Here is a 12,196-nt window from a genome sequence, read left to right as displayed (position 1 = left end):
AAAACATGGTTGGTGCATCGAAATCGGAAACGGGAGGTGGCCCGATCCGTTACGGTATGGTCGGCGGCGGGCAGGGCGCATTCATCGGCGCGGTGCACCGGATCGCGGCGCGCATGGACAATGATTTCGTGCTGGTCGCCGGCGCCCTGTCGGCCGACCCGGCGCGCGCGAAAGCCTCGGCCGCCGAACTCGGGCTCGATCCCTCGCGCAGCTATGCGTCCTACGCCGAAATGGCCAAGGCCGAGGCGAAGCGCTCGGATGGCATCGAGGCGGTGGCCATCGTCACTCCCAACAACGTGCATGTGCCGGCGGCCAAGGCCTTCCTGGAAGCAGGCATCCACGTGATCTGCGACAAGCCGCTGGCAACGACCCTGGCCGAGGCGAAAAGGCTTGCGGCGATCGTCGAAAAGACCGGCAAGGTGTTCGTGCTCACCCACAACTACACCGCCTATCCGATGGTACGGCAGGCGCGCGAAATGGTCGCCAAGGGTGTGCTCGGCGACATCCGCATCGTGCAGTCGGAATATCCGCAGGACTGGCTGACCGAGGACCTCGCCGCCACCGGCCAGAAGCAGGCTGCTTGGCGTTCAGACCCCAAGCAGGCGGGCGCCGGCGGCGCGCTCGGCGATATCGGCACGCATGCCTACAATCTCGCCCGCTTCGTCTCCGGGCTCGAACTCGACTCCCTGTCGGCCGATCTCGACGCCTTCGTGCCGGGCAGGCTGCTCGACGACAATGTCAACGTCATGCTGCGTTTCAAACCGACGGGGAAAACGCATCCGGCCAAGGGCATGATCTGGGCGAGCCAGGTGGCGCCCGGGCATGAGAACGGCCTGAAGCTGCGCATCTACGGTTCGAAGGGCGGGCTGGAATGGGTGCAGGCCGATCCCAACTATCTCTGGTACACGCCCTTCGGCCAGCCGAAACAGTTGATCACCCGCAACGGCGCCGGTGCGCTGCCGGTGGCGGGCCGTGTCAGCCGCGTTCCGTCAGGCCATCCCGAGGGTTACCTCGAAGGCTTCGCCAACATCTACCAGGAGGCCGCACGGGCCATCCGCGCGGCACGCAAGAAGGGTGGCAAGCCAGCAAAGGATGTCGTCTTCCCGACCATCCAGGACGGCGTCGAGGGCATGGCCTTCATCGAGGCCTGCGTGAAGTCGTCGAAGAAGAACGGGGCCTGGACCAAGCTGTAAGAGGCGCCGAGTAACGAGGGCCCCTCACCCGGATAGCCAACCGAATTGCCTAGGGCAATTCGGGGCAATCCGGCCTCTCCCCGAGGGGGAGAGGCGGCGTTGGCGCCTATCTCTTCTCCCTCTCGGGGAGAAGGTGGCCGCGAAGCGGCCGGATGAGGGGGAGTGGCGAAAACCGGCGGTGTAATCAGCCGGCCGCCAACAAGGGGAGGGCGTCGATGAAGATCGGCATGTGCATGTTCTTGTGGACGACGGCGGTATCGAAGAAGCACGAGCCGCTGCTTCGAGACATCAAGGCAACCGGCTTCGACGGTGTCGAAATCCCGATCTTCGCCGGCACGCCGGACGACTACAGGAAACTGGGCGAATGGCTTGATCGTATCGGGCTGGAGCGGACCGCTGTGTCAGCCATGGGCGATCCGGCGATGAACCTGATTTCGGCCGATGCGGCAACACGCAAGGCCGGTGTCGACTACATGAAATGGGCAATCGATTGCGCCGATGCGCTTGGCGCCCGCACGCTGAGCGGACCGCTGCATTCGACGCTCGGCGGATTTTCCGGGTCCGGACCGACCGCCGCCGAAAAGAAGCGCTCGATCGCCTCGCAGCGTGCCATCGGCGACCATGCCGGAAAGCGCAACGTCACCGTCGGGCTCGAGGCGCTGAACCGCTTCGAATGCTACCTCCTCAACACCATGGCCGACCTGTCGGAGCATATCGATGCCATCGACCGGCCGCACATCAAGGCGATGTACGATACGTTCCACGCCAATATCGAGGAAGCCGACCCGATCGGCGCCTATACGAAGCACCGCGGCAATGTCGTGCATATCCATATATCGGAGAACGATCGCGGCGTGCCGGGGCGTGGCAACATTCCGTGGAAGGAAACTTTTTCCGCCATTCGCAAGAGCGGCTATGACGACTGGCTGACGATCGAGGCTTTCGGTCGCTCGCTGAAGGATCTGGCGGCGGCGACCAAGGTGTGGCGGGATTTTTCCGAGACGCCGGAAGCGGTTTATCGCGACGGGTACAGGCATATCAGGGACGAGTGGAGGAAAGCGGCTTAGGCGCCCTACGCCTGGTCCATTTTCTATTTGTGTCGCGTCGCTTGCCAGGTGGTTCCCCCACTCCGTCTCGGCTTCGCCGAGCCACCTCTCCCCCTTCCGGAGGGAGAGGAAGGGGCTTGGTGGCGCCGGGACAGGAAGAGAGCCTCGGCCTTCGGGGACAAGCGCGGATCGGACAGTCTGGTGCCTTTCCTCTACCCCGTCGATCGGGGGAGAGGTGTCGAGCGAAGCTCGACGAAGTGGGGGTCGACCCCTCGGCGCCGGGCGAGACGATGCTTGCGCTTCTGCGTCACAACACTAACCCTGCCTGGCCTGGATCCTGTTGTAGTCGTGGATGGTCCGGCTCAGCCGGCGGCGCAGGAAGTTGGATATGTTGTCGAAAACGAAGACGACGAGCAGAATTAGCAGCACCATGTAGAACACGTTAGCCCAGTTGGAATTGGTGCGCATCGCTTCCCACAGTTTCAGGCCGATGCCGCCGGCGCCGACGGCGCCGATGATGGTGGCGCCGCGGGTGTTGGATTCCCACTGGTAGAGTGTCTGGCTGATGAAGACCGGGATCACTTCGGGCATCACGCCGTAGCGCTGCACCAGGATGCCGTTGGCGCCGGTCGAGAGCACGCCTTCGCGCGGCTTGTCGTCGATGTTCTCCAGGCCTTCCGAATAGACTTTGCCGAGGGTGCCGATCTCGGTGAAGAAAATCGCTGCACTTCCCGCCAGCGGGCCGGGGCCGAAGGCGCGGGTGAAGAACAGCGCCCAGATCAGCATGTCGACCGAGCGCATGAAGTCGAAGAAGCGCTTGAGCACCTGGCTGAGCACGCCGCTCGGCGTGATGTTGCGCGCCGCGAAGAAGGCAAGGGGGAAGGCGACGATGCCGCCGAGCAGCGTGCCGAGGAAGGCCATGACGATGGTCTGCAGGAGCTTCGTCCAGACGTCGCCATGCTGCCACTGGGCGTTGTTCCAGATGTTGTCGCCGGCCAGTGCGAGATTCGAGGTGCCGGGCTTCAGTTCCGGTCCCGATACAATCAACGAGATCACTTCCCCCGCGGATTTGCCGAAGAAGGGCGAGCGCGTGTCGAAGACGAAGTTCGCCCAGCCGAGGAAGCGCTTGCGCACCTTGACGCGGTCGACAGTGACGCGCACCTCGCCAGCGAAGCCCATTTTGGCCACCACCTCGTCGTCATGGGCGGTGATCCAGTCCGGTACCGTACCCGAGACCACCGGCTTGCCGCTGGTCAGCGCCACTGGCACCGTCTGTCCATGCGCGGCAATCGTCGCATGGGTTTTGTCGAAGGTGACGGATTTTGCTGGACCGTCGATCAGCACAGTGAAGGTGCCGTCTGGATTCCTGACCACCCAGTCGGGATTCGGGTTATCGCCCAGGGCGGAAAAGCGCGGGTATTTGGGCGTGATCTCCGGCTGGTCGAGACGAAATTCCGGCTGCAGATCGTAGCTGATCCATTGCGTCAGGAAGAGCGGCAGGCGCTCCCAGTGCGATTCCCGCAGCACCTGCGGCAGGTTGAAGAACCACAAGGCATAGATCAGATACAGGAGAGTCCCGACGAACAGGAGCAGCGGACCAAAGCGCTTGTATGCCGGGCGCCGGAACACCTGCGGGTGGCGCGCCTCGATCGACAGAATCTCCTCGGCGGTCATGGTCGCCATGATTTACGCCCCCATCATAAAGGCTTGTTCGCCGACCAGCTTGCGACGAAGCCAGGCGGAAAACTGGTCGATGATGAAGATGGTTGTGAACAGCAGCAGCACCAGCGCCAGCGTCTTGGCGCCGAAGCCGCGCGAGATGGAGAGCTTCAGTTCCTCGCCGATGCCACCCCCGCCGACAGCGCCGATGATGGTCGATGCCCGCACGTTGATCTCGACCCGCAGCAGCGTATAGGAGACGAAATTGGGCAACACCTGAGGCAGGTCGGCGAAGCGCACCCGTTCGAACCAGTTGGCGCCGACCGCCGTCAGGCCTTCCTCGGCACGCATGTCGATGTTCTCGTTGATCTCGTAGAACAGCTTGCCGAGTGCGCCGATCGAATGCAGGCCGATGGCGATTATAGCGGCGATCGGACCGGTCGAGACGATTGCAGCGAACAGGCCGGCGATGACGATCTCTGGAAAGGCACGCAGCAATTCCATGAAGCGCTTGACCACTAGCCTCAGTGCCGGATGAGGCGTCAGGTTGCGCGCCGCGATGAAGGAAAAGGGCACCGCGAAGACAAAGCCGATGAAGGTCGAGACCAGCGCCACGTTCACGGTGGTCAGCATCAGCTCGAAATATTCGGGGATGTAGAAACCGCCCCAGACGTAGACGCGGCCGAGCGGGAAGTTGAATTCCTGGGTGCCGGTATCATGCGGCGAGGCAATGTCGAACAGCGCCCGCCAGACGTCGTTCCAGTCCCTGGGGACCAGCCAGCTCAGGAAATCCAGAATATGCGGCAGCCGGTCGAAGAAGTGCCCGGCATTGGCTTCGTCGGCGAACCACATGCTGGAAAGCATCGCGGCAAGCAGCAGGCCGACGCCCAGCACGGTATACAATCGGCGCAGCGACGTCTGGCGTCGCCAGGCATCGGCCATCTCGTGGGTGGCACCGGAGGGGGCTGTCACGGAAAGGGTCATGATCGGAGATGCAAAAAGGGCGGTACTTGATGAGGTACCGCCCTTTTGCGACTTCGCCGTTAGCCGCCGATGGCTGCCTTACGGGCTTCGACGATGACGCTGTAGAAGTCCGGCTTCACCGGAACGTAGCCGGTAAAATCGCCGCCTTCGACGCCTTCGAAGCAAGCCTTGTCCTTCTTGGGCAGGTCGGTGAAGAAGGCGGCCAGCTTGGCGGTCATGTCGTCGCCGATCGCGGTGCGAACGACCAGCGGGCCATTCGGGATCAGGCCCGAGCGCCAGACTTCGACGAAGTCGTTGGGGTCGACGGCGCCCTTGGCGACTTCCTTGTGGAAGGTGCCGGAGGTGTAGCCGTTCTTGAAGTCGCCGATGCCCGAGGAATCATCGACCGCGACGTCCACCTTGCCGTCACGCACGGCCAGAACGTTGTTTTCGTGGCCGCCATTGAACTGGGTCGAAGCGAAGTAGGTTTCGTTCGAGGCGCCGGTGGTCTTCGGAATCTGGGTCAGCGGGATCAGGTAGCCGGAGGTCGAATCCGGATCGGCATAGCCGAGCTTCTTGCCCTTGGCTGACTTGATGTCCGTGATCCCCGACGTCTTCAGCGCCAGGCCGATCGAATAATAGCCGGTGGAGCCGTCCGTCTGCTTGGTGGTGAGGATCGGGGTAACCGCCTTCGGATCCTTGAGATAGACGCTGGCGTAGCCGGAAGCGCCGAGTTCGGCGAAGTCGAGCGTGCCGCCGAGCAGGCCCTGGATGACGCCGTCATAGTCGGCGGCCGGGAACAGCGAAACCTTCTCGAAGCCGAATTCGGCCTTCAGGTGATCGGCCAGGCACTGGTAGTTGCGCAGCCGGTCGGTTTCGTTTTCACCGCCGAGAATGCCGACGCGAAATTCCTTCATATCGGCGGCGTGGGCCATGCTGGTGGCCATGGCGAGCACCGAAACGGCACCGAAAACCATCTTCCTGAACATTGACATCTCTCCTGTAAGTTCCGGCCCCGCGCCGGCAGCGTTCTTGATCTTGACAAGTGCCCTTGACGCGGACGGACGATCCAGGCTGCTCGTTATTGGCCCTTACTGGGCTCAGTATCCCGGGAATGCGGGTTCGAGCGGTCCGGCGGATGCGGCGATCTTCTGCTTGAAGGCAACACTGGTGGAGGTGATGACCTCCGATATCTCGCCGCCATTGCTGTCGGCTCCATAGACAAGACGCACGGCTTGGCGGTCGAGCTCTTCGGGCGGCCCGTCGAAGACGACCTTGCCGGCGGCCATGCCAATGATGCGGTTGCAATAGGTGCGGGCGGTATCGAGCGTATGCAGATTGGTGACAACGGTGATGCCTTCGCGCAGATTGATGTCCTGCAGCGAATCCATCACCACCTTGGCGTTGAGCGGGTCGAGCGAGGCGATCGGCTCGTCGGCGAGGATCACCCTGGGCTGCTGCATCATGGCGCGGGCGATGGCGACGCGCTGCTGCTGACCGCCCGACAGGGTGCCGGCGGGCTGAAGTGCGGTGCGGGCGATGTCGAGCCGCTCGAGTGCGGCGACCGCCTCCGCGCACTCGGCGCGCGAAAACATGCCCAGAAGATTGGACAGGGTCGAACGGTGGTTCAGTTTGCCGAGTAGCACGTTGGTCAGCACGTCGAGGCGCGGCACCAGGTTGAACTGCTGGAAGATCATGGCGCAGTCGCGCTGCCAGCGCCGCAGCGGCGACCCGCGCAGCCTGGAAACCTCGGCGCCGTCAAAAAAAATCGACCCCTGGCTGGGGTCGACAAGACGGTTGATCATGCGAAGAAGAGTGGATTTGCCTGCACCCGAACGACCGATGACGCCGACCATCTGCCCCTGCGGGATCGAGATGTTCACGTCGCTGACGGCGGTGTTCTTGCCAAATCGTCGGCTGACGCCGCGGATTTCGAGTGTGGCAGAGCTTGCTGACATGGGCTGGTTCCAGTCCGGTCCATATTGATCGTCAGGCACTCGCCTAACGCAACCACATGAACCTGCCGTGTCACCAGCATGTCAGTTTTGTTACGCTCCACAGATACGACGGCCGGCTCCTGCTGGCGATCAGCCGAGCACCAGCAATTCGTCGAAATGCTTCATGTCGCGGAAGGCGCAGAAGGCGGGTGCCTTGATCTCGATCACCGGCGCCTGGCTCGCGAAAAGCGCCAGGCAATCATCGAAAAGCGCCTGCCACGCGGCGGCCCGATCATCCGCAAGAAGCCGGATCTGATAGGCGAAAGTAATGTGAAAGACATAAGCGTCATGGTCGGGGTGCCGGTAGCCGAACGGTACAGTCAGTGCATCGCGCCATTCACGCATGACGCGCGCATCCTCTTCGGTCGCACCGGCAACGGTGAGGCCGGTCGGCAGGACCTCGGCCACCTTGATGTTGAAAGGGCCGAAGCCCTGGAACCCCTTCAGGCGCTCCAGATAGAGGCGGGTCATGGCGTCGATGCTGGTGTCGAGCGGCACGTCCCGCGGCCAGAAGGGCAGGCGACGGCGATATTCGATTATGCCCTGGAAAAGGGTCATGTGCAGGCTGGAAACCGGCGTGAAGGCGAGGCGGTCGGCATCAGGCATTGCCAGCATCTTCTCGCGGACGGCCAACACCACCGCTTCCGAAGGCGAGCCGCTGACCAGATGGCTGACGACGGTGTTGCCCGGCTCGAGGAGGAAGTTGCCTGACGAGTCGTAGCGCGTGCCGAGATGCGTCGGCAACGCCGGATTGGAGCCGGCAAAGAATCCGGCGAGCGAGGGTCTGACGGTGTCCAGCATGGCGATCTCCTTGAAGGAGGTCCTGTCCGAGTCCTGTGTCAAGGATATGAACAAGCCGGCGATATGACGATGATGTGAGGGCTATGCCTCTTTGCCCGATGCACGTTCTTCGTGTTTCTCCAAAAACGCTTCGGCCGTCAGCTCCCGAAAATCATCGAGCGCGGCGCGCAGCCTCGCGTGATCCCAATCCCACCAGGCAAGCGCCTGGTAGCGCTCGGCGGTGCGGCGGTCGAAGCGCTCGCGGATCGGTTTTGCCGGTACGCCGGCGACGATCGTGTAGGGCGCGACGTCCTTCGAGACGACCGCGCCGGCGCCAACGGCGGCGCCGTCGCCGACGGTGACGCCGGGCAGGACGGTCGAGCCGTGGCCGAGCCAGGTGTCGTGGCCGATGATGACGCGCTTGGCGCGGCGCTCGGCGAAGAATTCGCTCTCATGCTCGGCGTCGTCCCAATAGTCGGAGGCGCGGTAGGTGAAGTGGTGCAGCGTCGGCCGCCAGGTCGGGTGGTTGGTGGCATTGAGGCGCACGCTGGCGGCGATGTTGGCAAACTTGCCGATCGTCGCGCACCAGATCGCGCAGTCCTGCATCATGTAGGAATAGTCGCCGAGCTCGCTTTCCGAAACCCGGCTGCGGTCGGCGATCTCGGTCCAGCGGCCGAGTGTCGAGTTGTGGACCTCCGCCGTCGGGTGAACCAGCGGCGTCTCCGATAGCTTCCTGGTCATGCTGCGATTTTTCCCGGAGCGAAGGCGGTGACGTCGATGATGCGGTCGGCCACCGCCTCGCGCACATCGTGATCGTGGAAGATGCCGAGCAGGGCGACGCCCGCCGCCTTCTTGGCGGCGATGAGTTCGATCACCACGTCGCGGTTCGTCGCATCGAGCGATGCGGTCGGCTCGTCGAGCAAAAGGATCGGATGCTCGGTGATGAAACCGCGCGCGATGTTGACGCGCTGCTGCTCGCCGCCAGAGAAGGTCGCCGGCGGCAGCGGCCAGAGCTTTTCCGGCAGGTTGAGCTGGGCAAGCAACGCGCGTGCCTTGGCTCGGGCTGCCTCGCGCTCCTCACCGCGTTCAACCAGTGGCTCAGCGACGACGTCGAGAGCCGAGACGCGCGGCACGGTGCGCAGGAACTGGCTGACATAGCCGATCGTTTGCCGGCGTACGGCAAGCACGGTGCGCGGGCTGGCATGGGCGAGGTCGATCAGTCCGTCCTCGTGCCTGACGATGATCTGGCCTTCGTCGACGGCGTAGTTGCCGTAGAGCATCTTCAGGATCGAACTCTTGCCGGCGCCGGACGGACCACCGAGCACGGTGCATTCGCCCGCCTTGATCGAGAACGAGACACCCGCGACGACAGGGAGTTTGATGCCGTCGCGCAGATGCATGGTGAAGCTTTTGGCAACGTCGGAAACAACGAGTGGGGTCGGCATCAGAAGGTTCTCCGATTGTCGTCGGTCGGCGGGAGGATACGGCTCTTTCTCCCCGCCACTATACGGGGAGAAATGTCCGGCAGGACAATGAGGGGCAGCGCCGAGGTCCGGCTGAGCAGTTGCTTTGCGCAGGGCGAAGGTGCCGGGACGACAGATGCGTCCGCAACGCACGTTCCCGCCACGTCAGCGCGGCCCCTCATCGCCCTGCCGGGCACTTCTCCCCGTATAGTGACGGGGAGAAGGGGCTGTGTCGGGCGGTTTCGCCAATCGCCAACGTTGAAAAATTCGCTTGGCAGCGGGTGGTGGCCTGGCGCCATCATCACACCTGCAAAATCGAGGAAACGAGCAATTGCGTGTAGGGCGCGCGCGGGTCGTCGAGGACGCGGTCGGTGAGGCCGCTTTCGACGACGCGGCCATCCTTCATCACCATCATGCGCTGCGACAGAAGCCGCGCCACCGCGAGGTCGTGGGTGACGACGATCGCGGCAAGGCCGAGATCGGTGACAAGGCCGCGCAACAGGTCGAGCAGGCGGGCCTGCACCGAGACGTCGAGGCCACCTGTAGGCTCATCCATGAACACCAGCCTTGGCCCGGTGACGAGATTGCGGGCGATCTGCAGCCGCTGACGCATGCCGCCGGAAAAAGCGCGCGGTTCGTCGTCGATGCGGTCTTCCTCGATCTCGACGCGCGACAGCCAGTCGACCGCGGTAGCGCGGATCTTGCCGTAGTGGCGGTCGCCGACCGCCATCAGCCGTTCGCCGACATTGGCGCCGGCCGAGACCGTCATGCGCAGGCCGTCGGCCGGGTTCTGATGAACAAAGCCCCAGTCGGTGCGCATCAGGAAGCGGCGCTCGGCCTCGCTCATGCGGTAGAGCTCGCGGAGCTGGCCGTCGCGCATGCGGTAGCTGGCGGTGCCGGAGGAAGGCAGCAGCCGGGTCGACAGGCAGTTGAGCAAAGTCGTCTTGCCGGAGCCGGACTCGCCGACGACAGCCAGAACCTCGCCCGGCCACAGGTCGAAGGAGACATTGTCGCAGCCGACCCGGGAGCCGTAGAACTTGGAGAGCGCCGAGACGCGCAGCAGCGGTTCGTCGGTCATTGCGCCGGCTCCATGTTTCCTGCGGCAAGGTCGGTTTCGGGGGCAAGGTGGCCGCGATGGCCGTCGGCGCGCCGCTTCTCGCAATAATCGGTGTCGGAGCAGACGAACATGTGGCCGCCATGGTCGTCTAGGATGACCTCGTCGAGATAGACATTCCCGGCCGCGCATAGCGCGCAGGGCTGATCGAAAGTCTGCACCTCGAACGGATGATCCTCGAAGTCGAGGCTCACCACTTGGGTGAAGGGCGGCACGGCGTAGATGCGCTTTTCGCGGCCGGCGCCGAACAGCTGCAGGGCCGGCGAGCGGTGCATCTTGGGATTGTCGAATTTCGGTGTCGGCGACGGGTCCATCACATAACGGCCCTCGACCTTGACCGGATAGGCATAGGTGGTGGCGATGCGGCCGTGCTTGGCGATATCCTCATAGAGCTTCACATGCATGAGGCCGTATTCCTCCAGCGCATGCATTTTCCGCGTTTCGGTCTCGCGCGGCTCGAGGAAGCGCAGCGGTTCGGGGATCGGCACCTGGTAAACCAGCACCTGGCCCGCCGTGAGCGGATGTTCGGGGATGCGGTGGCGGGTCTGGATGATGGTGGCGGTGGCGGTATCGGTCGTCACCGCGACGTTAGCGACTTTCTTGAAGAAAGCGCGGATCGACACGGCATTGGTGGTGTCGTCGGCGCCCTGGTCGATGACCTTCAGCACATCGTCGGGGCCGATGATCGACGCGGTGACCTGCACGCCGCCAGTGCCCCAGCCATAGGGCATCGGCATTTCGCGCGAGGCGAACGGCACCTGATAGCCGGGAATGGCGATGCCCTTGAGGATCGCGCGGCGGATCATCCTTTTGGTCTGCTCGTCGAGATAAGCGAAGTTGTAGGTGGCGATGTCTGTCGGTTGCGCAGTCATTCCGCTGCCTCCTTTTTTTCTTCCGCCTTCGCTGGATTTTCGCGGGCCTCATATTCGGCGCGCATGCGGCGCACGAGGTCGAGTTCGGCCTGGAAGTCGACATAGTGCGGCAGCTTCAGATGCTCGACGAAGCCGGTCGCCTGGACATTGTCGGAATGCGAGATGACGAATTCCTCGTCCTGGGCGGCCGCGACGATGTCCTCGCCGAGCTCCGAGGCGCGCAGGGCCCGGTCGCAGAGCGCCATGGCCATCGCCTTGCGTTCGCTCTGGCCGAAGACGAGGCCGTAGCCGCGGGTGAATTGCGGCGGCGCCTTGGCCGAGCCCTTGAACTGGTTAACCATCTGGCATTCGGTGACGCGCACCATGCCGAGCGGCACGGCGAAAGGCAGTTCGGGAACGTCGAGCTCCAGCTCGACCTCGCCGATGCGGATTTCGCCGACAAAGGGATGGTTGCGGGCATAGCCGCGCTGGGTGGAATAGCCGAGCGCCAGCAGAAAACCTTCGTCGCCGCGCGACAGTGCCTGCAGGCGGATGTCGCGCGCCATCGGGAATTCCAGCGGCTCGCGGGTGATGTCGCCGGGAACATGATCCCCAGGCATGTCGCCATCGGGCTCGATCAGGCCTTCGCGGGCAAGGATAGCCGAGACACGCGGCATCGCCTGGGCTTCCGTCTCGCGCCGCAAGGGCTCGGCGACATCGACACCGGCGGCGAGCTCGGGGTCGAGCAGGCGGTGGGTGTAGTCGAAGGTCGGGCCGAGCAACTGGCCACCGGGCAGATCCTTGTAGGTCGCCGACACACGCCGCTCGACCAGCATGGTGCTGGTGTCGATCGGTCTGGAATAGCCGAAGCGCGGCAGCGTGGTGCGGTAGGCGCGCAACAGGAAGATCGCCTCGATCATGTCGCCGCGCGCCTGAACGACGGCTAGCGCGGCCAGTTCCCTGTCATAGAGCGAGCCTTCGCTCATCACCCGGTCGACGCCGAGCGCCAGCTGTTCCACGATCTGGTCGAGGCGAAGTGCGGGCACCGAGCGGTCGCCGCGCCGGCGGTCGGCAAGCAGGCTGTGGGCGTTGGCAATGGCGGCTTCGCCACCTTTTACCGCGACATACAT

The 12,196-nt window shown here is 63.8% G+C and carries 12 protein-coding genes; 2 read left to right on the top strand and 10 right to left on the bottom strand.

The genetic code is table 11. The features are described 5' to 3' along the window. The first annotated feature begins 5 nt into the window (after positions 1-5). The gene (locus FJ527_RS19895) at positions 6-1,193 is read left to right on the top strand and encodes a Gfo/Idh/MocA family oxidoreductase (RefSeq protein ID WP_015315645.1); all 1,188 of its coding nucleotides are present in this window, start codon (positions 6-8) and stop codon (positions 1,191-1,193) included. A 215-nt stretch (positions 1,194-1,408) separates the two neighbouring features. After that, positions 1,409-2,260 carry a sugar phosphate isomerase/epimerase gene (locus FJ527_RS19890; protein ID WP_140823927.1) on the top strand — a complete coding sequence of 284 codons (852 nt, stop codon included), beginning with the start codon at positions 1,409-1,411 and terminating at the stop codon, positions 2,258-2,260. Between the two features lie 294 nt (positions 2,261-2,554). Here FJ527_RS19890 and phnE (FJ527_RS19885) read toward each other — a convergent pair whose 3' ends face one another. The 10 genes from phnE (FJ527_RS19885) to FJ527_RS19840 form a co-directional block, all read right to left on the bottom strand. After that, a complete protein-coding gene (phnE, locus tag FJ527_RS19885; RefSeq protein WP_140823926.1) occupies positions 2,555-3,922 on the bottom strand; it encodes a phosphonate ABC transporter, permease protein PhnE in 1,368 nt (455 codons plus the stop codon). A gap of 3 nt (positions 3,923-3,925) precedes the next feature. After that, entirely contained in the window at positions 3,926-4,882 is a 957-nt protein-coding gene (gene phnE / locus FJ527_RS19880) for a phosphonate ABC transporter, permease protein PhnE (RefSeq protein ID WP_140787824.1), read from the bottom strand. Positions 4,883-4,941: 59 nt separating this feature from the next. Beyond that, entirely contained in the window at positions 4,942-5,850 is a 909-nt protein-coding gene (phnD, locus tag FJ527_RS19875) for a phosphonate ABC transporter substrate-binding protein (protein ID WP_015315649.1), read from the bottom strand. 111 nt (positions 5,851-5,961) lie between these two features. Continuing rightward, positions 5,962-6,819, bottom strand: coding sequence for a phosphonate ABC transporter ATP-binding protein (phnC, locus tag FJ527_RS19870; protein ID WP_140823925.1), 858 nt, complete (start codon positions 6,817-6,819; stop codon positions 5,962-5,964). Positions 6,820-6,948: 129 nt separating this feature from the next. Next, positions 6,949-7,659, bottom strand: coding sequence for a DUF1868 domain-containing protein (locus tag FJ527_RS19865; RefSeq protein ID WP_140823924.1), 711 nt, complete (start codon positions 7,657-7,659; stop codon positions 6,949-6,951). 81 nt (positions 7,660-7,740) lie between these two features. Then, entirely contained in the window at positions 7,741-8,379 is a 639-nt protein-coding gene (locus tag FJ527_RS19860; protein WP_140823923.1) for a DapH/DapD/GlmU-related protein, read from the bottom strand. Continuing rightward, positions 8,376-9,083, bottom strand: a complete 708-nt coding sequence (phnL, locus tag FJ527_RS19855; protein WP_140823922.1) for a phosphonate C-P lyase system protein PhnL — start codon at positions 9,081-9,083, stop codon at positions 8,376-8,378. Before phnL ends, FJ527_RS19860 begins: the two co-directional genes overlap by 4 nt. 319 nt (positions 9,084-9,402) lie before the next feature. Next, positions 9,403-10,179, bottom strand: coding sequence for a phosphonate C-P lyase system protein PhnK (phnK, locus tag FJ527_RS19850; RefSeq protein WP_140823921.1), 777 nt, complete (start codon positions 10,177-10,179; stop codon positions 9,403-9,405). Continuing rightward, the gene (locus tag FJ527_RS19845) at positions 10,176-11,087 is read right to left on the bottom strand and encodes an alpha-D-ribose 1-methylphosphonate 5-phosphate C-P-lyase PhnJ (protein WP_140823920.1); all 912 of its coding nucleotides are present in this window, start codon (positions 11,085-11,087) and stop codon (positions 10,176-10,178) included. Before FJ527_RS19845 ends, phnK begins: the two co-directional genes overlap by 4 nt. Beyond that, positions 11,084-12,196: a carbon-phosphorus lyase complex subunit PhnI gene (locus tag FJ527_RS19840; protein WP_140823919.1), complete on the bottom strand. Its 1,113-nt coding sequence runs from the start codon at positions 12,194-12,196 to the stop codon at positions 11,084-11,086. The genes FJ527_RS19845 and FJ527_RS19840 overlap by 4 nt, the downstream gene beginning before the upstream one ends.

It is taken from the genome of Mesorhizobium sp. B2-4-18, assembly GCF_006441385.1.
Classification (GTDB): Bacteria; Pseudomonadota; Alphaproteobacteria; order Rhizobiales; family Rhizobiaceae; genus Mesorhizobium; species Mesorhizobium australicum.
This window is presented reverse-complemented; position numbering and strand designations above follow the sequence as displayed.